This window comes from Bacteroidales bacterium, from assembly GCA_023229505.1.
Taxonomy (GTDB): Bacteria; Bacteroidota; Bacteroidia; order Bacteroidales; family JAGOPY01; genus JAGOPY01.
Genome location: JALNZD010000008.1, coordinates 34,962 through 58,583 on the forward strand (window position 1 = coordinate 34,962; position 23,622 = coordinate 58,583).

Here is a 23,622-nt window from a genome sequence, read left to right on the forward strand (position 1 = left end):
CTAATGACTAATGACTGACGACTGACGACTGTATCTCTGGTTCCCAGATCTTCTTGAACAAACCGCCATCTTTACCGTTGAAAAACGATTCGGGATTGGCAGATGAGGTGATGATATAAGCCACATTTGTATCTGCAACCGGGTAAGCCTGGATCTGAACAGGTATGAAATTATTGCCTTCGATCTTCAGCGAGTGACTTGGATTAGAAGGAAGTACTCCCTTATCCACAAATTTGTTCGCAGTAAGCCGGGCTAAAGTGGAACGGAACCTGACCACCTTGGTTGAGTCGATTGGAGCCCCATTTAAAAGCCACTTTCCATCCAGGTTTTCGAGAACTTTCCGGCTACCAGGTTCATCAAAAGTAATACGGTTAATATCGGCCGGGTTTACACTTACGAGGTTACGGATCCGATACGAATTGACATTGCCGCTGAAACTCATCTTTAAAAATCCATCCACCGCGTAGACATCTTTTTCATCAGCCAAACGAACATAAGTGGTCATATCACCGCGCTGCTGACGGGATTGCACCTGTTGCTGCTGTTCCTTTGGCATATTATAGGCGAATTTGCCGATATAAATCTCTGCCACCGTTTTTTCTGAAGCCTTAAGGGTAACCAGTGATGCCGCACTATCGGTTACTTCATATTTAATCCAGGCTTCCTTTCCTTTCCCGGCATATCGCTTGGTTGGCAGATCGCTTAATAGCTTTAGAATATTTTTAACAACATTGGAGTCAGCCGTATAATCCTGACCGCCATTGTTTACGATCCATTTATCTTCAGATATTCTAAGGTCGACAACACCTTCCTTGCTTTTAGGGTCATTGATCAGGATTTCCGTGATGGTAGCCGCATCAAACGACAATACCTTATCCCTGAAAGTCCTCTCATCTGATCCTGCATATCTGACAATCAAATAGATGATCATTAAGATGGCCAGGATGATTATCAGGATCCCGGAACTGAATTTTTTAAACATAACCTTCCTCCATTCTTTTGACTCTTAAAATCCTGTTCCTTTGATTTCTAATGATGCCATAAACAATGATAAGCATTATAGGAAGCAGGAAGTTGAGCCACTTTAAAAACAGTTTTCTTCCTTCTTCAACATCTTCGAGCGGTCTTGCCGTAATAGCTTTCGTGCGCAGGTCGATAAGCCCGGTTTGATCGGAAAGCCAGTCGACAGAATTTACCATAAGATTAACATTGTCCGGCTGCAGTTGTTGTGGGCGCTGACTTTCACCATTGACTGGGAAGTCACCGTCGCCAACCAGGATAATGTTGGATTCTGCATTTCCGGAAATTCTTCCTGAAAGCACAGCGGCCACGGTAAGCCCTGCGAGCGGGAAGTCGCGATCTGTCCATTTCTTGCTGACATCAAAAGAAACAGGGGGATTCAGGGTCCCGGATTTTTGTGATGAAAATGCAATGGGTGTAAATGTCAGGCTGGTATCACCGGTGAACTGGATTGTGCTGGCAAAAGGCAGGAGAACCTGCTCAAGTCCCTTGGTAACCGGGTGATCGGCAAATTTCTGGATTACCGGCAGATAAGGGAAGCTTATATTGGTGGTGTAGTTCATGAAACCAGTTTGCTGCTGCACGCCGACTGATCCGCATGTCGCATCGACCAGGAAATTATTATCGATAAACAAACCTTTCCCGCTCAACCAATCCTCAAGGCCGGTGTGAATTGAAGTGCCCCTGACCGTTGTGAAATCTCCCTGCACCCTATTATAGGCAATAAAAAGATTTCCTCCCCTTGTAAGATATTCGTTCAGGGCATTCAGGTGTGAAGGTGGAATCGTATCTGCAGGAGCGATAATTGCGATAGTAACATATTTGCTAAGATCAGCGCCAGGATTGTCCAGGTTTATTTCCTGCACCGAATAAAGGATTCCCAGGGATGCCATAACCTGCTGCAGGGCTGCCAGGGGAGGTTCTCCATGACCCCGGACATACCCGATGAGCGGTTTTTCAGTCACCGAAAGTTTTTTTATTGAGGATGATAGTGCGTATTCCATTGCAGTACCGCCCTGAATTACAGGAATGATCTCTTTATCGTTACCCATTTTCAGGACAGCGCCAAGGAATACCCTTTTCTGGGTCATCTGGTCTCTTTCCCTGACGTTTATAATATTGGGCATGATTCCTTCCTGCATGGCTTTTTTTTCTGACTCCTGATCCTTATTCGGATCGATGAATTCATATACAAGGTTTCCTTTAGCAATATTTGCATACTCCACCAGTATGTCTTTAAAGTCGGTCCTTGCCTGAAGCAATTGCGGAGGCACATCTTCCGTAAAGTAAGCCGTAACGGTGACAGGTTCTTCCAATGAGCGAAGGATGTTTTTAGTTGCCTTACTCAAAGTGTAGCTCTTGTCTGCGGTCAGATCGAGCCGTAAATAAAACTGCTCTGAAAGAATATTAACGACTATGACTATCCCGATCGTCAGCAGGACCTGGGTTGTAATCGATTTTCCACCTTTCTTTTTCATATCCTATGATTTCTCAGATTTCAGACTAAGGTTGGTTAAGCAATTCTTCTTCTTAAAAGGTTCATTTCCGTAAGGATCAATCCAATGAAAATAATGGATAAGAAGAAAATCAAATCCCTGGTATCAATGACACCCCGGGAAACAGATTCAAAATGTCGGGAAATACTCAGGAAATTGATGATTTCCCCCAGGATACCGGACAGGCTGCTTGCAAGCAGGTCGAAAATTATATGGAAGAAGATCCCGATAATCAGCGCCAGCAGGTATGCCACGATCTGGTTATTGGAAAAACTGCTGGCAAAAAGGCCTATGCTGATATAAGCGCAGCTAATCAGGATCAGGCCAAAGTACCCGGTAATGACACTGCCGTGATCCACCGGGCCCAGGGTAGCAACTGTGATGTAATAAGGTAAGGTCAGCCCGAGAGCGATAAGGATCAGGATCAAAGTAGCCATGAATTTTCCGGCGATTACCTGCCAGTCGGTCACGGGGCGGGTCAGAAGCAATTCAATCGTCCCCGATTTGTTCTCTTCAGCAAAAAGCCTCATGGTGATTGCTGGGATAAAAAAGAAAAGCGTCCAGTAAGCTATGCCAAAGAAAGATTGAAGGCTTGCTTGTTTGATAAAAAAGATGTCCGTCCCGAAGATCCAGGTAAAAAATCCGCTAAACCCCAGGAATGCAACCATCATGATATAAGCCATCAGGGAATCGAAAAATGAACCCAGTTCTCGTTTTGCAATGGTCCAGATTTGTTTCATAAGTGAATATCTTTTAATCTTTTAATTCATTGTTAATTCACGGAAGATATCCTCAAGCTTGGTTTCGACAGAGGACATGCCGGTAAGCACCCAGCCTTTGCTGACGCAGAGGTTAAAGACGGCCCTGCGGGATGATTGACCCTGCTTGCTCTGGATTTCAAAGGTATGGTCTTCATGTTTGAAAAAATCAACAGTTTCAACATGTTCAAGTGTTTGAAGGGCATTAAAAACAGTATTAGTGTCGCCGTCTTCGATCTTAACTTTGAGGATTTCCTTTCCATGGGCCCTTTTTCTTAGCTCTTCAGCCGTCCCGTCTGCCACGATTTTTCCTTTGTTGATGATGAGGATGCGGTCGCATGTTGCTTCGACTTCCGCCAGGATATGAGAGCTGAGGATAACGGTTTTCTCCTTACCGATTTTTTTGATCAGTTCACGGATCTCGACGATCTGGTTAGGATCAAGCCCTGCTGTCGGCTCATCAAGGATCAGCACATCAGGATCATGGATCAGTGCCTGCGCCAGGCCGACACGTTGTTTATAGCCTTTCGATAATTCGCCGATTTTTTTATGTTTTTCACCTTCAAGCGCGCACAAACGGACCATCTCAAGAATCCTTTTCCGGATTTTGATTTTTTCGATACCCTGAAGCCCGGCAACATATTTCAGGTAGTCGATAACCGGCATCTCCTCGTATAAAGGATTGTTTTCGGGAAGATAGCCGATGTGTTTTCTTATCTCTTCCGGTTGCTCCCGCAAAGTAAACTGCCCGACAGAAATATTGCCTTCATTGGGTAAGAGGTAAGTGGTGATAGCTTTCATTGTTGTCGTTTTTCCGGCACCGTTCGGGCCGAGAAACCCCAGGACTTCGCCTGTATTTACCCTGAAAGAGATATCATCTACGGCACGCTGGGTGCCATATAACTTGGTGAGATTTTCAACTATTATATCCATATGCACCAAAAATTTGATGCAAATGAAAGGAATTTTGAAATAGCCAAAGAGGGGGAGGAGGTGGTTTTAACAAAATTTAACAGACACATTATCAATAGCATTCCACTTACGTGGAATACTATTCAACGGCTGTTCCTTTGAATGATCCGCTAAATTCTTCCCATTTCTGTGTTTTATAGGCATTTTCGCCGATATAATGCAGGATGGATTCAAATTCAGGCGATTTACGATAACCAGGAACAGTTGTGACTTTGTTTAAATTTTCATCCAGGAAAACAAAAGACGGATAGGACATTCTGCCGCTTAGCAATTCCTGGGCTAACTTGTGAGAGGAGCGGCTGCCTGCCGGGTTTGGATTCACGAATTTTGTGCCGTTAAAGATTACAGTGTCTTTCCTTTCAGCATTGAATTTCACGGCATAGAAATTCCGGTTCATGTAATCGACTATAACCGGGTTGATAAATGTGGCCGCGTCCATTTTCTTGCACCAGCCGCACCAGTCGGTATACATATCGATAAACATTTTCTTAGGTTTTTTCTTATTGAGCGCAACAGCTTCTTCGAAATCAAGCCATTTAATCTTAGCCGTTGGTGCGGGGTTGGCCTGTGGCTGCTGGGTTTGTGCGTTGGCCGGGAATACAATTAATATGCTGGCAATTATCGTAAGGCAGATAAAAAGGATTCTCTTCATGGAATTAAATTTTTGCGAAATTAAAACGAATATCTCATTTAATATATTGAAAGATGTTAATTTGTGTTAATTAATAATCTTTCGAGCGCTCAATTTCCCGTTCAACATCTTTTTTCTTAATGGTTTCCCGCTTGTCATAGCTGTGTTTTCCCTTGGCAAGGGCAATTTTGAGCTTAGCAAAACCTTTGTCATTAATAAAAAGTAACACAGGGATTATGGTAAAACCTTTTTCGCGCGTTTTTGTTTCAAACTTCCTTAATTCCCTGGCGTTTAAAAGTAATTTGCGGTCACGTTTTGGATCGTGGTTATAATGTGTCCCAAGCCTGTATTCCGAGATATGAAGGTTTCTGACAAACAATTCATTGTTGATGAAAGTACAGAATGAGTCAACGAAACTTGCTTTGCCTTCCCGTATCGATTTTATCTCCGTGCCGGTGAGTTGAATGCCTGCCACGAATTCTTCAAGGAGGAAATACTCGAAGTACGCCTTTTTATTTTTAATGCTGATGGTTTTGGCGAAGGTGCTCATGATTTTGTGAAACGGGCTGCAAAGATCGTTAAAAATCTTTTAATGTTTAATAGAACACGGATGACACGGATGTTACGGATTTTCACGGATTACATTCAAAATTTTGAGTATTTTTTAATATCCACCGGGTATATTTTCTTCTTTTTCCTGATAAACAGAAAAATAATAATTATGATTCATCTGGAAACAACCTCAGAAATTATCCGATGTTTCTATAAAGTTTATAATACCTTGGGTTTTGGATTTCTTGAAAAGGTGTATGAAAATGCAATGTACCTGGAAATGAAAAACCATGGACTAACATGCAGCAAACAGGTTCCCATAACCGTATTCTATGAAGGAATTGCGGTGGGAGAATACTTTGCAGATTTTATTGTTGAAGATAAAATTATTCTTGAACTAAAAGCAGCAGAAACTTTAGTTGAAGAACATGAACTCCAATTAATAAATTATTTGAAGGCGACGAGAATTGAAATTGGTCTTTTATTGAATTTTGGAAAAGAACCACAAGTCAGAAGAAAGATTTTCACTAATGATAGGAAGACCTGATTAAGAATTAGTTATCAGTATGCATTATAGTTAAAAATCCGTGAAAATCCGTCACATCCGTGTCATCCGTGTGCTATTTTTAAATTTTTTTTAGAATTTCAAATCAATTCCCGCTAAAAAATTGATCCCGGTTTGGGGGAAATATCCATCATAAACACCATAAACACCTTCAGAATAATACCGGTAAACCCACGCGTTGGATTCGTATTTTGTATTGGTGAGATTGTTGATTTTCAAGCTGAATCCGAGTTGTTTCATTGCTTTGACTTTCAAGCTATACCTGATCAGCAGATCGTTAATAAAGTAAGGATCAAGCTTTCTGTCTTTGCTTGAAGTATTGTCAATATACTGCTTTCCGACAAATTTACTGAACAGCGAAATATCAAGCTTCCTGAGAAGTTCCCATGAAAGTATGCTGCCAGCGATCAGGGATGGTGAGAAGGCGATGTCGGTGGTGCCAAGCTCATTTGTAATCTGGGTGGGGGGCCATTCATCCCAGTTGTCGATATATTCGGTAAAATTGAAGATTTTGCTGGAACTTAGTGTCCCGTTGATGTCCCAGCGGAGATTTTTCAAAATGCGGATGCCCAGCGACAGCTCAAGTCCGGTGCGATAGCTCCGGTCTACATTTTCCATGACCGGATCGCCGACATCATTGATACGGCCTGTTAGGACAAGTTGGTCACGATAATACATAAAGTAAAGATTAGCATCGGCGGAGAAAATCCTGTTCCGGAATTTATACCCGGCTTCAGCATTGTAAAGGCTTTCGGCAGTGGGGTAGGGGCGGGCAGGGTTAGCATCGATCAGGGCGCTGCGGTTGGGCTCCCGGTTGCCGATAGCAAACGACAAATAAGCCTGGTTCTGGTCGTCAATATTAAAGAAGGCGCCAAATTTCGGATTAAAAAAATTGTATAGATGTTTTTGGCTGATATCCCTGAGGTCATTATCAATCCCGTCAATATGGTAGTAAATCCTCCTGTATTGAAGGTCGCCGTAAAGGTTAAGCTTTTCACTCGCCTGGTAATCCATCCTGGCATAAAGGTTTACGTCGGTTTTCCCAGCCTTGCTTTCATACCAGCGGTAGTTTTTATCGAACAGGACAGCGATCCTTGCCCAGATGATCTCACCATAGTGATTCCCGTCGTAATAATTGATGGCTCCCCCGATAGTAGCCCGAACCCTGTTTTTATTGTCGAAATTCAAACCGAAAGTGAAACCATAAAAATGATTATCCAGGAAGCGGCGCCTGATTAGATCAGTCGAAGTGATGGTGTCCGTTCCGATGACTGCATTTTCGAGCTGGTAATCGCTGAATTCCTGATTTGTTTTATATTCTTCATAATAACCTATTCCGCGCGTGTAATGAAATGCCGTACTGAGGTTCCAGTTTTTGTTTATGTTTTGCAGCCAATTCACATGATAATGTGTCTGGCGATAATTATCAGTCTGGTTTTCGTAGTATTTCAGTTTGCCATCAGCATCATAATAAGCGCCCAGGCCATTATAAGTCCGGTTCGAATCGAGGAGGTAAGAAGGGACTCCATCCCATGCCTGGTAAGTTTCTTCCGTTCCCGAGATCATCATAACTTTTACTATTGAATTTTCACCGTAATATCCTCCGGATAAAGCGTAGGAAAAAAGGTCGGCAAAAGCCCGGTCTATATATCCATTTGAGTATATCCGTGAAAACCTTCCGTCGATAACCCATTTATTTTTAATAAGGCCAGTTCCGGCTTTGAAAGTCATTTTATAGGTATCGAAAGAGCCGGCTGAAGTATTGATCTCGCCATAAGAAGAAGCTTCCGGGTCATCACTACGAATATTGATGCTGGCGCCAAAAGCAGCGGCCCCGTTGGTTGAAGTTCCGACACCCCGTTGGATCTGAATACTTTCAGCAGAGGAGGCGAAATCAGGAAGATCAACCCACCAGACCCCATGCGATTCTGAATCGTTCAACGGGATGCCGTCGATGGTCACATTGATCCTGGTAAGGTCCGTTCCTCTTATTCGGAGGCTGCTATAGCCGATGCCGGTGCCGGCATCCGAGGTGGTCACAACAGACGGGCTGGTTTGAAGAAGAAAGGGCATATCCTGCCCGAGGTTCACCTGTGCGATTTCCTTGCGGGTTACGGTAGAATAAGTTGTCGGGGAGTTTTCGGCAGCCCTCGTAGCCGTGACGATCACTTCGGAAGCCATGATGGCGGAAGGTTTCAACGGAATCTGTAGAGCAGTATCTTTGGTTATTTTTATTTCAGAAGAATAGGTTTCATAGCCCATATAACTGATCTTCAATTGATAAGAATCTTCTTTCAATCCAGAAAGACAGAATTTTCCGCCTGTAGATGATATGGCAGTTTTGAATGTATTTTCAAGAAGGACATGTGCGCCGGCAAGGATTTCACCTGTTTCGCTGTCAGTGACTTTACCGCTGATGGAATACTGGCCGAAAATAAATGCCGGCCAAAAGCCGCACAATGCCAGGATCAGAATTAATCGTTTCATAATCAAAGAATTTGACTGGCAGGGGAGACCAAAAGAAAGGAGTTTTTCATTTTCCTACGCCGGCATTACCCGGATCAGGTTCAATGGGTATGATCTCAGCCCGTTCTTATAAGGCACCCCTGATGTTTAGTGCAAAGTTAATAGTTAAAAGGGAAAAGTGAATTTTTAATTTTTAATTTTGAATTTTTAATTTATCTAACCTAATGAGCTTAGGATCAAAATGAGATTCCAGCACTGCCCTGGGCAGATCAAAAACTAGCAGCGTTGATTTATCGATTATTGTCGAATCGGATGTGGCGATGATACCAATCTTTGCCTTTCTGATCAGGTGGTCAGGAGATTGATCAGCGATGATTTCAATTTCCGGTTTTGAGTGCTTCGCTTTTTCAGTTAATTTCTCTGAAATTTCCCGGCCATTTTCCAAAGGATTATCGATATAAATAACAGCTTTCTGTATTTTCAGACCATCCAGGTCTTTTAAGAGCAAGTCCAGCCCTTTGTCAAGATGTACTTCCCATTCTCCGCTGCCATGGCTTTCCGAGGCATCGCGCACAAGGTTGTCACTGGAAATGAAGACGGGAAAGCCTCTCAGATAAGCTGCAAGGGTATATAGCACATTGAACAGGTCGATATGAAGAACCTGCTTACCGAGTTTCTTTGAGGTTACGATCCGGCACTTTCGCTTTTCAGCCTTTTCATCCGTGGTTATGCCCCTGTATAACATCGAACGCTCGAAATGGCTCAGGGCATAACGTGTGGAGATCAGCTCGTGGAGGGATTTTTCCGGGTATTTCTTATTCAGCAGAAGGATGTAATCTTCAATTGCCTGCCTGAAATTCTCAGTGAATTGCATGAGATATATTTTGATTCGAATATAAAGAATTTCTCGCAGATTTTCGCAGATTTTTCCGCAGACCCCGCAAATAAATTAAAATGGTACTTTTGGAATTTGGAATTTGGAATTTCTCATCATCAACGGCCCCAACCTTAACCTGCTCGGCAAGCGGGAACAGGACATCTATGGCAAAGAGTCGTTTGAAGACTATCTTCGGAAATTAAGGTCTGAATTCCATGATACTTCCATCGATTATTTCCAGTCGAATGTTGAAGGAGAGATAATAAACAAGATACAGGAGGCAGGATTTGTGAAGGGTGCAATCATTATTAATCCCGGTGGCTACAGCCATACCTCTGTGGCTATTGCCGATGCCATGAAGGCTGTGCCGGCCAAAGTGATAGAAGTTCACATCAGTAATGTTTTTGCACGGGAAGAATTCCGGAAGACTTTGATCACAGCACCTTGTGCGGATGGATTCATTAGCGGCTTCGGGCTGGAGGCCTACCGGCTGGCTATTTTGAGCCTTCTCCGGGATTAGGCGTGAACCGGCTCGCATCAAGCTGCAGGAAAGATTTTTTTCTTTGCAGATAATGCTGTAGTACGACGTTTCCCCAATAGATCTGTGAAACCTTCAGATGCGGTATCTTTTCCCGCTTTTTCCTCAGCCTCGACAGGTTTTTCCAGAAATAGAAATGTGCCCGGATTACAGCCGCCATGTCTTTAAACCCGCCATCAACCAGGAATTTTAAAGCCGCGACATAATCGAGTAAAAGACGGGCTGCAAGCACCCTGACCAGGCGTTCCTGCTCAAGGTTTTTGTATAGCATTGTAATGTTGTTCCGGATGTTCAGGTAGGTCTTGCGGGAATTATTCTTAGGAAGTGTCCCTCCGCCGATGTGAAAAATCGTTGAATCAGGACAGAACATAATCTTATATCCCTGGTTCTTGGCCCTCCAGCAAAAATCAATCTCTTCCATGTGGGCGAAAAAGTCATCATCAAACCCACCCAGTTTATGGAAAATATCTGCTTTGACGAACATGCATGCGCCGGTGGCCCAAAAAATTTCCGTTGCCTGATCATATTGCCCTTCATCTTTTTCAACCGACTGGAATAACCTGCCACGGCAAAAAGGATAACCGTATTTATCAATATGTCCGCCGGCCGCACCGGCATATTCAAACTTTTCAGGATCATAGTATGACCTGATCTTCGGCTGACAAGCTGCAATTAGAGGGTCTGACTGCATCAACTGCAGCACAGGCGCGATCCAGTCTTCAGTAACTTCAATATCAGAATTCAATAGGATATAATTATCAGCTTCAATCTGCTTAAGAGCAAGGTTGTAACCTCCGGCGAAGCCGAAATTCTGAGTTAAGCGAATAATTCTGATTTCAGGATGATTTTTTTCAAGATAAGCCAATGAATCGTCTGATGAAGCGTTGTCGGCAATAATGATTTCAGCCAGGGGACAACTATGCTGGATTACTCCCGGAAGGAATTTTTCCAGAATTTTTTTTCCATTCCAGTTAAGTATAACAACGACTGTTTTCAATGCAAGAGATTAGTGCTCCAAAAGTAAATCAAAAAAACTCAATTGCAATATCCTATCCTTCAGGCACACTCCTTTTATTTTTCCACCTTCTATGCGACCATAGCCAATTATCAGGATCCCGATTAATAGAGCTTTCCAGCATCCGGATATATTTTTCCATGATCTCAAACTCAGCTGTATTTCTGGGGTCGTTGGTGAGCAGGTGAAATTCACCTGTATATCTTCCTCTTTCAGTGCGGTGAATATCTAAAAAAACCACAGAAAAATCGAGGGATATGGCCATTTTCTCAATCCCCAGATAAAAAGGTGTATCCTGGTTTAGAAAATTGCTCCAGTAATTGATTTCGTCATAGTGTGGGGTCTGGTCCGCAGCTAATATATTGAAGGATGTAATGCCATGTTGTTTGTGACGGATCAAGGTGCGGAAAGTATGACGGAAGGAAATGGTGAATTTAGGATTTAACCGGTTTCGAAGTGATTCCATGTATTTATTAAAGTATTCATTGTTAAGGGGTTTAATAATTCCATACCCTTTAACCTGGGAAACCAATCCCAGTTCTTGCGCAATCCACTCCCAATTACCACAATGGCCGATGGCAACGATTACGCTGCGGCCACCAACTAAGGCATCGTTCAAATGTTCAAATCCCATGAAATCAATACGTTTTTTCAGGATTTCCGGACTTATACTTCGTAATTTGATGACTTCCAAAGTAATATCTGCGAGGTTCCTGTAATACTTGCCCATTATTTTCCTGATTGCAGCCTGTTTTTTTTCAGGAAATGAATTTTGAAGGTTTTCGAGAATAACTGATCTCCTGTAACGGAATATATACTGTAAGAAAAACCTTAAAAGATCAGAGAGCAGGTATAGAAGAGGGAAAGGTAACCAGGACACTATCCGGATGAGAGCCTTAAAAAAGGCGAATAAAACAGCCATTCTATCAAATTAAGTCAGGAATGGTGCAAAGATAATAACTCTGCCTGAATGATCAGACGATCATGTTCAACGCGGATTTCTGTAATAATCCTCTGCCTGTCCACCGTAAGTAGTATGGGGTTTCTCAGCATCGACATTATAGGGGTCATACCATCGATTGTTGAGGAATATCTGCCACTTAAAATTTGAAATCTCACCGATAGCATCTGAGTGCAACAGTTTGAAATTATTGGTGACCATGTCATGGGTATAAAAAACAAATTTTTTATTTCGCTGGTTATTGCCCAATACATAATAGTGCCAGATTTCATAGGGGTAGCTGCTTGGTTCGTTGTAACTTTCACTGATAATGTTCGGCGGGCCGTATTTCAGGTAAACCCTGCCCCGGTCGGTTTCATATCCTTTACTTATCTGTGTTTTATAAGCATTATTGACTACAAGGACCATTTTAAAATATTCCCGCCAGGCTTTTTCCGGGTTAGCTGCATCACGTGAAGCCCAAAAATTATAAAAGAACTGCTGTTTGGTCTTTAAATCGGCTGTTTTAGATTGCTTGTAAATAAATGTTTTTTCCAGCTCTGTTGCAATGGGATCCAGGCAGTTGATGAATTCCTGGAGTGTATCGTTGCTCCTGATCTGGTTGGCGAAGGTGGAATTCACATCAATTGCTGCCAGGTCTTCGAGACTAAACTGTATATTAGGATTACTACGCTGGAAGAAGATATCGTTGTAGGCGACCACATCATTTTGCTTATTCCTGGCCTCAATGATCATTCTGTAATTCCCGCTGGGTAACCCTGAAATATCGTATTCGTTCAATACCGGAACAATTGCACGGGTATCCAATTTTTTATAAGAAACAAAATCCTTCAGGGTATTACCTGTTTCGAATGATTTGATCATGCATACCACGAGGAATTTCTCACCGGCGCCCAGGATTTTTTCCGTATTGTATATCTCCGCATAGTAGGTTAATTTATTGACAGATTCCGGGTAGAAGTTATAAACCATCGGGATAAGGTCGAATCCACCTTTAGTAAGAATATTTTGTTTATCAGACGGAGAAAATGACTCGACCAGCTGAATTCCTGAAAAACTAATATTTTCATCATCAAACTGAATACTGACCGGCTGGATCGCGTTAAAGGGTTTTTTACCTGCATTCAGGTCAGAAATAATAATCTCCATTTCATAATCTCCTTCCGGGATAAAATACCGCTGCTGGTCGATAAAGCTGAAATCGATGGAGCTGGTATCCTGGACTTCCGGGCTGAAAAGCTGGTATTTGTCATATTCTTTGATTGCGCTTTGCTGGCGGAAAATAAAAATGACTTCGATATTGCCCTGAAAGAGTCCTTTGTCATTTTTTTTGTAGATAACTGTTTCCCCGGCAACCGACAGGTAAGTTTCAATAAATGGGATCTGATCCGGGACATTAAAAACGGTATAATTAAGGTAGGCCTGAAGGTTTTTAGCCTGAATGGGGACAAAGCCGCAAAACAATAAGGATGCCAGGATGGGGATAACTATTTTTTTCATTGCGGAAGCATTTTAGATTAAATAAATCCTATTCTGGACAAAGATATTATAATCATATCTGAAAAGGTATATTAATCAGTTATAGGTAAGGATAAGTCAGAATCAGGCAAATTTTGAATTTGGGACTGGTTTGGTGCAGAAATGTTTGTAAATTTGCGCGCCAAAGGAGAAATGGCAGAGCGGTCGAATGCGGCGGTCTTGAAAACCGTTGTTCCGGTGACGGAACCGGGGGTTCGAATCCCTCTTTCTCCGCGAAGCGGGTGTGCTCGGAGAGATGGCAGAGTGGTCGAATGCGGCGGTCTCGAAAACCGTTGATCTCTTATGAGGTCCGGGGGTTCGAATCCCCCTCTCTCCGCGAAAAGAGTGTGGGTGTGGGTGGGCAAGTGAAGTGTGGGTGTGGGATTTTATACCGAATTCGGCAATCGACAATTGGAAATTACTAATTGCATCCTAATAACCTATCACCACTAACTAATAACCGAAAACATTTCCTTCTTATCTCATCCGATCATTATTATTTCGTTAATATTTTTTAAGAAAGCCTATCAGTCTGCAGGAAATCCGGAAATTTTCCCTACTTTTGCAATCCCTGAATTTGCCTTGATCCAATCACTAAAAACATTGATTTATAAAGCCATATGAGTTATATTAAGTTTGATAAAAAGCAACTCGTAAACCTGGAATATTCATTGAGCAGGGAACTGATCCGCTCGAACCGGGCAGGTGCTTATGCCAGCATTACCATCACCGGATGCCATACCCGCAAATATCATGGCCTGGTTGTGGTGCCTCAACCTGCAATCGACGATGACAATCACGTATTACTGTCCAATTTCGATGAAACAGTCATCCAGCATGAGGCGGAATTTAACCTGGGAATCCATAAGTACCCCGGTGGGATTTATTATCCCCGCGGCCACAAATATATTCATGACTTTTCAACTGACCCAATCCCGTATAACATTTATCATGTCGGGGGGGTAGTCCTCAAACGGGAGATGTTATTTACACAGGCAACTGACCGGTTTCTTATCCGTTATACATTATTGGAAGCACATTCTCCGACAAGGCTCCGCTTTAAACCATTTCTTGCTTTTAGAAATGTTCACCGGTTGAGTAAGGCTAATATCAATGTTAATAACAAGTATGAGAAAGTACCGAACGGCATACGCATGAAGCTTTATACCGGCTATTCCCACCTGTATATGCAGTTTTCCAAAGCTCCTGAGTACACCCATGTCCCCGACTGGAATTATAATATAGAATACCAGATGGAGATGGAAAGAGGGTATGAATACCAGGAGGATCTTTTCGTTCCGGGCTTTTTTGAGGTCGATATCAAGAAAGGGGAGTCCGTTGTTTTTTGCGCCGGGACAACTGAAATCGAACCTTCAGCTATAAAACGTGCTTTCAACAGCGAGATCAACATTAGGATACCGCGTGACAGCTTCGAAAATTGCCTGATAAACTCTGCCCAGCAATTCATCGTGAAGAAAGGAAAGAGGACTGACGTCATTGCCGGTTTCCCATGGTTTGGCCGCTGGGGAAGGGATACCTTCATTGCTCTTCCCGGCCTTACGCTCATGCTGGGTGAAGAAAAGCTCTTCAGGGCCGTTATCGACACCATGATACGGGATATGAAAGGGCCTTTATTCCCGAATTTCGGCATAAAAAATAAAAAAGCCTATAATTCAGCCGATGCTTCCCTATGGTTTATATGGGCTTTGCAGCAGTATTCCAACCTTTATCATAACCGGCAGGAAGTCTGGAAAGTTTATGGCAGCAAGATAAGAAATGTCCTCCAAGGTTACCGGTCCGGGACACCGGGCTATATCCACATGCAGGAAAATGGACTTATCTGGGCAGGTCAGCAAGGATTAGCCCTTACCTGGATGGATGCCATCGTGAATGGTAAGCCGGTTACACCGCGATATGGATTGCCGGTTGAGATCAATGCGCTTTGGTACAATGCCATTCGTTTTGCTATAGAACTGGCTGAACATAATGGAGATAAGAAGTTTGTAAAAGAATGGGAGCTTATCGCTGATAAAATACCTGATGCATTTACGCAAACCTTTTGGATTGAAAAGGAAGGTTACCTGGCCGATTATGTTGACGGAGATTTCAGGAATGTCTCAGTAAGACCTAACCAGATTATTGCAACTTCACTCTCTTATTCACCACTCGATGAAGAAAAGCGCCGGAATGTGCTTGATGTTGTTCAACAGGAGTTGCTAACCCCCCGGGGAATAAGGTCATTAGGGCCCAAAAATCCGCTGTATAAAGGGGTTTGTTTTGGCGATCAGAAAAGCCGTGACGAAGCATACCACCAGGGAACAGCCTGGCCATGGCTTTTAGGCCATTTTGTGGAAGGATATTTAAAAATTTATGGTAAACCGGGCGTTCCATTCGTTAAATCGCTTTACCAGGGATTCGAAGCGGTTATGACGGAACACGGGATTGGAACGATTTCAGAAATTTATGACGGCGACCCGCCACACATTGCCCGGGGAGCTGTTTCCCAGGCATGGAGCGTGGCTGAATTGCTACGGATTCATGATATGATTGGGAAGTATGAAAAAATGAAATGAACGCAGAGAGCATGGATGCATGGAAGCATGGAAGCGGGGAATTTTTAATTTGGAACAAGCAATAAAGCATGAAAATATTAATGTTCGGGTGGGAATTCCCGCCACATATTTCGGGAGGATTGGGAACGGCATGTTTCGGCCTGACAAAAGGGCTGGCCAAGCATGATGTCGAGATCATTTTTGTGGTTCCCAAAGCTTATGGCGATGAAAGCCAGGAGGCGGTCAGGCTGGTCAATGCCAGTGATATCAACGTAAATATGAAGGAATCCCTTTATAAGGAATACTGGAAAAGGATAGAATATATGGAGATCGGCTCCAGTATTATTCCTTATGTCAGCCCGGAAGAATTTGAGCGGATCCATTCACAGAAGGAACTTGAGAAGATTTCTCAGGATAGCAATGTTTTTGCCGACCGCTTTGAGTTCACAGGTACTTATGGCAAGAATCTGCTGGAAGAGGTTTCCCGGTATGCCCTTGTTGCATCGGCCCTGGCCATGTCAAAAGATTTTGACATCATCCATGCCCATGACTGGCTTACTTACCCGGCTGGTATTGCCGCTAAGTACGTCAGCGGAAAACCGCTTGTCATCCATGTTCATGCCACAGAATTTGATCGTTCAGGAGAAAATGTCAACCCACAGGTTTTCGATATCGAGAAAAAAGGCATGGAAGAGGCCGACAAGATCATTGCAGTGAGCAATTTCACGCGCAACATCATCATTGAAAAATACGGGATACCTGAAGATAAGGTTGTTACGGTGCATAACGCGGTCGAGCCTACTGAAAGAAAAGATGTGAATGGCAGTAAATATGTGCCGGAAAAGATCGTTACTTTCCTGGGAAGGATTACTTTCCAGAAAGGACCTGATTATTTTATAGAGGCCGCCCGGTTAGTGCTTGAAAGAGATGATAATATCCGGTTTGTTATGGCAGGTTCTGGTGACCTGATGGAAAAAATGATCCATCGCGTAGCTCAGCTGCGGATCGGGCATAAATTCCATTTCACCGGATTCCTGCAAGGGACCAACGTCGACCGCATGCTGGCCATGTCCGATGTGTTTGTGATGCCATCGGTTTCCGAACCTTTTGGGATTGTCCCGCTTGAAGCCATGCGCTCCAATGTGCCGGTCGTCATTTCCAAGCAATCCGGCGTTTCAGAAGTGCTGAAACATGCCCTGAAAGTCGATTTCTGGGATGTTCATGGTATGGCCGATGCCATCTATGGATTGACCCATTACGAAGGTCTTCCGAAGATGTTTTCAAAATACGGCAAAGATGAAGTGGAAAGCCTGAAATGGGAACATTCCGGTCTGAAAGTCAAGGAAGTTTATGTAGAAATGATTAAATGATAAACCAATCAAATTATCGTCAAATGCGTTCAATTTGCTTTTATTTCCAGGTTCACCAGCCAATGCGGTTAAGAACATACCGGTTCTTTGATATAGGGGCCTACCATAATTATTATGATGATTACCAGAACAGGTTCATCATGCGCAGGATTGCCGACAAGTCGTATATCCCGATGAACAAGCTGTTGATGGAGCTGATCAAAGAGTATGGCCCCGCATTTAAAGTGAGTTTCTCCATCTCAGGCGTAGCCCTCGACCAGATCAGGATGTATGCTCCCGATGTGTTAAAGAGCTTTCAGAGACTTGCGGCAACCGGTAACGTCGAATTCATTGCAGAAACATATTCGCACTCTCTAAGCTCACTCAGAAGTAAAACTGAGTTTTTTGATCAGGTCAGCAAGCATAAAGCCATGATCCGGCATTATTTTAAGCAGGACCCAACTACTTTCAGGAATACCGAGTTGATCTATTCTGACGGAATAGGGGCGATGGTGGCTGAAATGGGCTTCAAGACCCAGCTGACCGAAGGTGCAAAACATATTCTGGGTTGGAAAAGCCCAAATTTCATTTATTGTAATACCATCAACCCGAAATTAAAAGTTCTGCTGAAAAATTACCAGTTATCAGATGATATCGCATTCCGGTTTTCCGAAAGGGGATGGTCGGAATGGCCCTTGACAGCTGAAAAATTTGTTGATTGGCTGAATGCGTTCGAATCGAAACAGGAAGTTGTCAACCTGTTTATGGACTACGAAACTTTCGGGGAACACCAATGGCGAGAAACCGGGATTTTTGACTTCATGCGTGCTCTGCCGGCAAGGGTATTCTCTCATTCCGATTTTTCCTTCAACACGCCGTCGCAGCTTTCGGAGAAACTTCAACCTGTCTCGGCTATCCATGTGGAAGATCCGATTTCCTGGGCCGATGAGGAAAGGGACCTTACGGCCTGGCTTGGCAATGATCTGCAGGATGATGCATTTGATAATCTCTATGCGTTGGAAGAAATGGTCAGAAACTCAGATGACCCGGAGATTCATAAAGACTGGGGTTTCCTGCAAGCCTCCGACCATTTCTATTATATGTGCACCAAATGGTTCTCCGATGGAGATGTCCATAAATATTTCAATCCATACGGGTCGCCATATGAAGCCTATATCAATTACATGAATGTACTTTCTGATCTCCGGCAGCGCCTTGAACAAGGGTTAAAGCCCGGAGAGCATCCTAAAAAAAAACTTCGCGATCCTGACCTCTTCTAAAATAAATCAAATAAGTCCGTTTATTTTATTAATTACTCATGGAAAAACCCGTTAGCCTCAAGCCCGACTTTGTATTCGAAGTGAGTTGGGAAGTCTGCAATAAAGTTGGTGGAATTCATACAGTTATAAGCACAAAGGCGCCATTTATGTGCAAGGAATATGGCGAAAACTATATTTTACTGGGGCCGGACGTCTGGAAGGAAACCCGGGAAAATCCCGAGTTCACTGAAGATGTCAACCTTTTCAAAATCTGGAAAGAAAAGGCACTCACCGATGGCCTGAATATCCGGATCGGGCGTTGGAATATTCCTGGACGCCCTGTAATTATCCTGGTTGATTTCACGACCTTTTTTCCCCGAAAAAATGAAATTTTCGCTGAATTCTGGGAAGAATACCAGTTAGACTCTATTTCGGGGGAGTGGGATTATATTGAGCCCGTGATGTTTGGATATGGCGCTGCAAAGGTAATTGAGAATTTTTACGAATATCATTTTACGGCACGGGAAAGGATCATCGCTCATTTTCATGAGTGGCTGACAGGTGCCGGGATCCTTTACCTGGAAAAGTATATGCCTCAGGCAGGCACAGTGTTTACGACACATGCAACGATACTGGGCCGGTCAATTGCCAGCAACGGTAAAATGCTTTACGATCATATGGAAAAGCTGGACGCCGCAGCGCTTGCCCGGTCCTATAATATAACTTCCAAATATTCTCTTGAGAAATGCTCGGCAGAGGTTTCAGACTGCTTTGCAACAGTTTCTGAAATCACGGCCAGGGAATGTAAATATTTACTCCAAAAAGAACCTGACCAGATTACCCTTAACGGGTTTGATCCATCCATTGTTGCAGTGCCTGAACAAATGCAGGAAAAAAGAACCAAGGCACGCAATCTTTTATTTCAGGTCACCGGATCATTACTGGGATACGCTGTCCCGGACGATTCAATATTGCTCCTGAACAGTGGCAGATATGAATTCAGGAATAAAGGTATCGACTTGTTCATTGACAGCCTGGGGGAACTCAATAAGATAGCTGGGAAACCAATCCTGGCCTTCATTATGGTTCCCGGAAACATTGCCGGTTCAAACAAGGAATTACTTGACCGCTTGCAGGGCTATTCAGGGAATGAACCACTATCTCATAAATACCTTACACATTCTATATACCATGAGGAATATGACCCGGTGCTCATACGGATCAAGGAAGCCGGTCTGAAAAACGAACCCGGTGACAGGGTCAGGATCGTTTTCACTCCTGCATACCTGAATGGTCATGATGGTATTTTCAACCTGCCTTATTATGAACTTCTTCCCGGATTTGATCTGACAGTTTTCCCTTCTTATTATGAACCCTGGGGTTATACACCCCTGGAAAGTGCTGCTTTTGGGATCCCGACCATTACAACAAGTCTTGCAGGTTTTGGATTATGGGTACAGTCTCTTCGTAAAAAAAATGACGGAGCTATCAAGGTTATCGATAGGAATGATAACAATGTTGCGGAAGTTTTATCCGAGATGACCGGTTTTATCCAGGCTTTCACCCTTAAGAACGTCAAGGAAATAAAACAACTGCGCCTGTTAGCCGCTGAACTGACGAGAACTGCCTCATGGCAGGAGTTTTTCGGGTATTACAGGAAAGCATATTCCTTTGCACTTAATAAATCGGATGAAAGATTTGAATTATTTCGTGACAAAAGGCAGCATCAGGCATATTTCCTAAAAGACATTCCAGTCGAGCAAAAGCCCATCTGGAACAGGGTTGTCGTTGAACCTTCCATTCCCCAGAAACTTGAAAAGCTTGCCATCCTTGCCCAAAATTTATGGTGGACCTGGAACTATGAGGCTGAAGAGCTATATGAGCAAATTGACCCGGAGCTATGGCGGCAATCGGGAAGGAATCCCCGTATCCTGGCTGAATTGTTGAATATCAATAGGCTGAAAACGCTTGAAAAGGACGCTGACTTCATTCTTAAGATTGATGCGGTTTACAAAAAGTTCGAAAATTACATGGCTGAAGCTAAAAATAAGCCCCAGGAAAAGATTGCCTACTTCAGCATGGAGTTTGGGCTGTATGATAATATAAAGACATATTCCGGCGGATTAGGGATCCTTGCGGGAGATTACCTTAAAGAAGCCAGCGATTCGAACAAAAATCTGATCGGGGTTGGGCTACTATACCGCTATGGCTATTTCCAGCAAAGCATTTCCCTTTTTGGCGACCAAATTGCCGAATACAACCGGCAAAAGTTTTCACACCTGCCGCTGACCCGTATTATAAATAGCAAAGGTGAACTGATGAAGGTCAGTATGGCCTTGCCGGGAAGGAACCTTTATGCCCAGGTATGGGAGGCCAATGTGGGAAGGATCAAGCTGTACCTGCTCGATACCGATATTTCAGACAATTCCCTTACCGACAGGGCCGTCACCCATCATCTCTATGGGGGCGACCAGGAAAACCGGTTTAAGCAGGAGTTACTCCTGGGCGTTGGGGGTATCCGGTTAATGAAGGAGCTTGGCATAGAAGCAGATGTTTATCACTGTAACGAAGGTCATGCTGCTTTTCTAAGCCTTGAAAGGTTAAGGATACTGGTCCAGGAACATGGACTAACCTTTCACCAGGCCATTGAGGTCGTCAGATCCTCTTCGCTTTTTACCACGCATACACCGGTACCGGCAGGCCATGACTCGTTTGACGAGGACCTGATGAGAACTTATATTTCACATTATCCTGAACGGCTGAACATTACCTGGCAGGAATTCATGAACCTGGGAAAATTCCGGGAAAACGATCCCACAGAAAAATTTTCCATGAGCGTGCTGGCCGTAAAAATGTCGCAGGAGGTCAATGGCGTGAGTAAAATTCATGGACGTGTATCGAATGAAATGTTCCAGGGGCTTTTCGAAGGGTATTATCCTTATGAATTGCATATCGGGTATGTAACCAACGGGGTTCACCACCCTACCTGGACCGGCAGCCATTGGATCGACCTTTATAAAAAACATTTCGGAGAGGAGTACCTTACCCATCAGTCTGACGTCAAATATTGGGAAAAGATAAGGAATGTGCCCGACAAGGAGATATGGACTCTGCGCAACTATTACCGGAAAGACCTGATCAATTATCTCCGTGAAAAGCTGACTGATGAACTTACCCGCCGGCAGGAGAACCCGAAAGTCAAGCTGAAAATGATTGACTCGCTCGATGAGAATGCCCTGACCATTTGTTTTGCACGTCGTTTTGCTACTTACAAGAGGGCTCATCTACTTTTCAGTAATCTTGAAAGATTATCTGCTATCCTTAAGAACAAAAACCTGCCGGTACAGATTATTTATGCAGGTAAAGCACACCCGGCCGATAAGTCAGGACAAGATCTGATCAAGAAGATCATTGAGATTTCTAAAAGTCCGGATTTTCTTGGTAAAATATTTTTTATTGAAAATTATGATATTGAACTGGCTAAGAGACTGGTACGTGGTGTAGATGTCTGGTTGAACACGCCTACCCGGCTTCAGGAAGCTTCAGGGACAAGTGGCGAGAAAGCAGTAATGAACGGTGTGCTGAATCTCAGTGTGCTCGATGGCTGGTGGGCGGAGGGTTACAGGCCCAATGCCGGCTGGGCACTGCGTGAAGCAATGACGTATGCCAATCAGCAATTCCAGGATGAACTGGATTCTGAGACCATTTACGGCCTGCTGGAAGAAGAGATCATTCCTTTGTTTTATAACCGCAGTAAAGGTCTTCCCGTGAAATGGATCGCCTTTATCAAGAATTGTATTGCTGAAGTGGCTCCTCATTATACTATGAAAAGGATGCTGGATGATTACCAGGACAGATTTTACAATAAACTGATCGAACGTTCCCGGCTCGTAATGAAAGATGATTTTCAGGTTGCCCGTGAGATTGAAGCCTGGAAATCAAAGATCCGTGCCGGATGGCACCATCTGGAAGTTAAAAGGATTGCCGTCCCCGATCCGGCACGCAGAGCCATGGCCCTTGGAGATGATTTTGTGGCTGAAATCGAACTAAAACTGAACGGGATCAAAGCTGAAGATCTTGGGATAGATATCCTTTTCGGACACAAAGAGAAGGATACCGTTAAAAAGATCATGCATAAGGAAGAAATGAAATTGGTTGAATCGGCGCCAGGAATGGCGAAGTTTACCTGTAAAATATCCATGGAGAAAGTGGGAGTTTACCATTATGCGTTCAGACTTTACCCAAAGAATAAATGGCTGGCGCATCGCCTGGATTTTAACCTGATCAAATGGATATGATCCTTATTGTATTAAGCACATTATTAGTAAATTTGATAAAAAAAGATATATGCTGTTAAAAGATAAAACCGCCCTTATCACAGGAGCCGCCCGTGGAATCGGACGGGCGATCGCCTTGCAGTTCGCCGCTGAAGGTGCCGATATTGCTTTTACTGACCTGAAGGTCGATGAAAATATGGAAAGCCTTGAAAGAGAGATCGAATTACTTGGAAGAAAAGGAAAAGGCTATGCATCTGACGCAAGCGATTTCCTGAGTGCTGAAACCGTGGTCGACCAGATCGCACAGGACTTTGGCAGGATCGATATCCTGGTGAACAATGCCGGCATTACCCGTGATAATCTCCTGATGCGTATGACAGAAGCTGATTGGGACCTGGTCATAAAAGTAAACCTGAAATCAGTTTTCAGCATGACCAGGGCCATCCAGAAACATATGCTGAAGCAACGTTTTGGCTCTATCATCAACATGAGCTCGGTGGTTGGTCTGAACGGAAATGCCGGCCAGTCAAATTATTCGGCATCCAAGGCCGGCCTGATCGGTTTTACCAAGTCAATAGCACAGGAGTTAGGGTCCCGCAATATCCGCTGTAATGCGATCGCTCCGGGCTTTATCGAGACTGAAATGACGGCCCGGCTTCCCCAGGAAGCAAGGGAGGCCTGGATCAAGGAGATACCACTCAAAAGAGGCGGCAAACCTGAAGATGTTGCCCATATGGCCTTATTCCTGGCTTCGGATCTGTCGGATTACGTGACCGGTCAGGTGATCAGTGTTTGTGGAGGAATGAATACCTGATT

The 23,622-nt window shown here is 43.6% G+C and carries 18 protein-coding genes, 2 tRNA genes and 1 riboswitch; of the genes, 9 read left to right on the forward strand and 11 right to left on the reverse strand.

What is annotated here, in order from left to right; translation table 11 throughout:
• Positions 1–7: 7 nt before the first annotated feature.
• The 6 genes from M0Q51_04525 to smpB all read right to left on the reverse strand — a co-directional run bounded on the left by M0Q51_04525 (position 8) and on the right by smpB (position 5,427).
• The gene (locus M0Q51_04525) at positions 8–982 is read right to left on the reverse strand and encodes a DUF4340 domain-containing protein (GenBank protein MCK9399242.1); all 975 of its coding nucleotides are present in this window, start codon (positions 980–982) and stop codon (positions 8–10) included.
• Positions 975–2,498 carry a Gldg family protein gene (locus tag M0Q51_04530; protein ID MCK9399243.1) on the reverse strand — a complete coding sequence of 508 codons (1,524 nt, stop codon included), beginning with the start codon at positions 2,496–2,498 and terminating at the stop codon, positions 975–977. The genes M0Q51_04525 and M0Q51_04530 overlap by 8 nt, the downstream gene beginning before the upstream one ends.
• Positions 2,499–2,533: 35 nt before the next feature.
• Positions 2,534–3,256, reverse strand: a complete 723-nt coding sequence (locus M0Q51_04535; protein ID MCK9399244.1) for an ABC transporter permease subunit — start codon at positions 3,254–3,256, stop codon at positions 2,534–2,536.
• Between the two features lie 21 nt (positions 3,257–3,277).
• Entirely contained in the window at positions 3,278–4,207 is a 930-nt protein-coding gene (locus M0Q51_04540; protein MCK9399245.1) for an ATP-binding cassette domain-containing protein, read from the reverse strand.
• A 118-nt stretch (positions 4,208–4,325) separates the two neighbouring features.
• Entirely contained in the window at positions 4,326–4,898 is a 573-nt protein-coding gene (locus tag M0Q51_04545) for a DUF255 domain-containing protein (protein MCK9399246.1), read from the reverse strand.
• A 70-nt stretch (positions 4,899–4,968) separates the two neighbouring features.
• A complete protein-coding gene (gene smpB / locus M0Q51_04550) occupies positions 4,969–5,427 on the reverse strand; it encodes an SsrA-binding protein SmpB (GenBank protein ID MCK9399247.1) in 459 nt (152 codons plus the stop codon).
• 171 nt (positions 5,428–5,598) lie between these two features.
• On the opposite strand from smpB, the gene M0Q51_04555 reads away from it, so the two are divergent.
• Positions 5,599–5,976 (forward strand): GxxExxY protein, encoded by a 378-nt coding sequence (locus tag M0Q51_04555; GenBank protein ID MCK9399248.1) that lies wholly within the window; start codon positions 5,599–5,601, stop codon positions 5,974–5,976.
• Positions 5,977–6,066: 90 nt separating this feature from the next.
• Here the strand turns inward: M0Q51_04555 and M0Q51_04560 are convergent, their stop codons facing one another.
• Both M0Q51_04560 and M0Q51_04565 read right to left on the reverse strand, forming a co-directional pair.
• Entirely contained in the window at positions 6,067–8,481 is a 2,415-nt protein-coding gene (locus tag M0Q51_04560; GenBank protein ID MCK9399249.1) for a TonB-dependent receptor, read from the reverse strand.
• A 34-nt stretch (positions 8,482–8,515) separates the two neighbouring features.
• Positions 8,516–8,612, reverse strand: a riboswitch (TPP riboswitch).
• Positions 8,613–8,653: 41 nt separating this feature from the next.
• Positions 8,654–9,334 carry a DUF434 domain-containing protein gene (locus M0Q51_04565; GenBank protein MCK9399250.1) on the reverse strand — a complete coding sequence of 227 codons (681 nt, stop codon included), beginning with the start codon at positions 9,332–9,334 and terminating at the stop codon, positions 8,654–8,656.
• A 103-nt stretch (positions 9,335–9,437) separates the two neighbouring features.
• Here M0Q51_04565 and M0Q51_04570 point away from each other — a divergent pair, with 103 nt between their 5' ends.
• On the forward strand, positions 9,438–9,857 hold the full coding sequence (locus tag M0Q51_04570) for a 3-dehydroquinate dehydratase (protein ID MCK9399251.1): 420 nt from the start codon (positions 9,438–9,440) through the stop codon (positions 9,855–9,857).
• Here M0Q51_04570 and M0Q51_04575 read toward each other — a convergent pair.
• From M0Q51_04575 to M0Q51_04585, 3 genes are all read right to left on the reverse strand, one after another.
• Positions 9,832–10,872, reverse strand: a complete 1,041-nt coding sequence (locus M0Q51_04575; GenBank protein MCK9399252.1) for a glycosyltransferase family 2 protein — start codon at positions 10,870–10,872, stop codon at positions 9,832–9,834. The two genes, M0Q51_04570 and M0Q51_04575, sit on opposite strands and share 26 nt — an antisense overlap.
• A gap of 52 nt (positions 10,873–10,924) precedes the next feature.
• Positions 10,925–11,812 carry a lysophospholipid acyltransferase family protein gene (locus M0Q51_04580; protein ID MCK9399253.1) on the reverse strand — a complete coding sequence of 296 codons (888 nt, stop codon included), beginning with the start codon at positions 11,810–11,812 and terminating at the stop codon, positions 10,925–10,927.
• Positions 11,813–11,878: 66 nt separating this feature from the next.
• On the reverse strand, positions 11,879–13,351 hold the full coding sequence (locus M0Q51_04585) for a GWxTD domain-containing protein (GenBank protein ID MCK9399254.1): 1,473 nt from the start codon (positions 13,349–13,351) through the stop codon (positions 11,879–11,881).
• A gap of 165 nt (positions 13,352–13,516) precedes the next feature.
• Here M0Q51_04585 and M0Q51_04590 point away from each other — a divergent pair.
• The 7 genes from M0Q51_04590 (at position 13,517) to fabG (ending at position 23,620) form a co-directional block, all read left to right on the forward strand.
• A tRNA-Ser gene (locus M0Q51_04590) sits at positions 13,517–13,603 on the forward strand.
• A gap of 16 nt (positions 13,604–13,619) precedes the next feature.
• A tRNA-Ser gene (locus tag M0Q51_04595) sits at positions 13,620–13,706 on the forward strand.
• Positions 13,707–13,989: 283 nt separating this feature from the next.
• Positions 13,990–15,942: an amylo-alpha-1,6-glucosidase gene (locus M0Q51_04600; GenBank protein MCK9399255.1), complete on the forward strand. Its 1,953-nt coding sequence runs from the start codon at positions 13,990–13,992 to the stop codon at positions 15,940–15,942.
• Positions 15,943–16,010: 68 nt separating this feature from the next.
• A complete protein-coding gene (locus M0Q51_04605) occupies positions 16,011–17,291 on the forward strand; it encodes a glycosyltransferase family 4 protein (GenBank protein ID MCK9399256.1) in 1,281 nt (426 codons plus the stop codon).
• A gap of 23 nt (positions 17,292–17,314) precedes the next feature.
• Positions 17,315–18,550, forward strand: coding sequence for a glycoside hydrolase family 57 protein (locus M0Q51_04610; GenBank protein ID MCK9399257.1), 1,236 nt, complete (start codon positions 17,315–17,317; stop codon positions 18,548–18,550).
• Positions 18,551–18,588: 38 nt separating this feature from the next.
• A complete protein-coding gene (glgP, locus tag M0Q51_04615) occupies positions 18,589–22,827 on the forward strand; it encodes an alpha-glucan family phosphorylase (protein ID MCK9399258.1) in 4,239 nt (1,412 codons plus the stop codon).
• A gap of 49 nt (positions 22,828–22,876) precedes the next feature.
• A complete protein-coding gene (gene fabG, locus M0Q51_04620; protein MCK9399259.1) occupies positions 22,877–23,620 on the forward strand; it encodes a 3-oxoacyl-[acyl-carrier-protein] reductase in 744 nt (247 codons plus the stop codon).
• The last annotated feature ends 2 nt before the right edge of the window (positions 23,621–23,622 follow it).

Coding starts and splice junctions, on each gene's coding strand:
- M0Q51_04525 (MCK9399242.1), bottom strand. CDS start 982: ATGTTTAAAAAATTCAGTTCCGGGATCCTGATAATCATCCTGGCCATC.
- M0Q51_04530 (MCK9399243.1), bottom strand. CDS start 2,498: ATGAAAAAGAAAGGTGGAAAATCGATTACAACCCAGGTCCTGCTGACG.
- M0Q51_04535 (MCK9399244.1), bottom strand. CDS start 3,256: ATGAAACAAATCTGGACCATTGCAAAACGAGAACTGGGTTCATTTTTC.
- M0Q51_04540 (MCK9399245.1), bottom strand. CDS start 4,207: ATGGATATAATAGTTGAAAATCTCACCAAGTTATATGGCACCCAGCGT.
- M0Q51_04545 (MCK9399246.1), bottom strand. CDS start 4,898: ATGAAGAGAATCCTTTTTATCTGCCTTACGATAATTGCCAGCATATTA.
- smpB (MCK9399247.1), bottom strand. CDS start 5,427: ATGAGCACCTTCGCCAAAACCATCAGCATTAAAAATAAAAAGGCGTAC.
- M0Q51_04555 (MCK9399248.1), top strand. CDS start 5,599: ATGATTCATCTGGAAACAACCTCAGAAATTATCCGATGTTTCTATAAA.
- M0Q51_04560 (MCK9399249.1), bottom strand. CDS start 8,481: ATGAAACGATTAATTCTGATCCTGGCATTGTGCGGCTTTTGGCCGGCA.
- M0Q51_04565 (MCK9399250.1), bottom strand. CDS start 9,334: ATGCAATTCACTGAGAATTTCAGGCAGGCAATTGAAGATTACATCCTT.
- M0Q51_04580 (MCK9399253.1), bottom strand. CDS start 11,812: ATGGCTGTTTTATTCGCCTTTTTTAAGGCTCTCATCCGGATAGTGTCC.
- M0Q51_04585 (MCK9399254.1), bottom strand. CDS start 13,351: ATGAAAAAAATAGTTATCCCCATCCTGGCATCCTTATTGTTTTGCGGC.
- M0Q51_04600 (MCK9399255.1), top strand. CDS start 13,990: ATGAGTTATATTAAGTTTGATAAAAAGCAACTCGTAAACCTGGAATAT.
- M0Q51_04605 (MCK9399256.1), top strand. CDS start 16,011: ATGAAAATATTAATGTTCGGGTGGGAATTCCCGCCACATATTTCGGGA.
- M0Q51_04610 (MCK9399257.1), top strand. CDS start 17,315: ATGCGTTCAATTTGCTTTTATTTCCAGGTTCACCAGCCAATGCGGTTA.
- glgP (MCK9399258.1), top strand. CDS start 18,589: ATGGAAAAACCCGTTAGCCTCAAGCCCGACTTTGTATTCGAAGTGAGT.
- fabG (MCK9399259.1), top strand. CDS start 22,877: ATGCTGTTAAAAGATAAAACCGCCCTTATCACAGGAGCCGCCCGTGGA.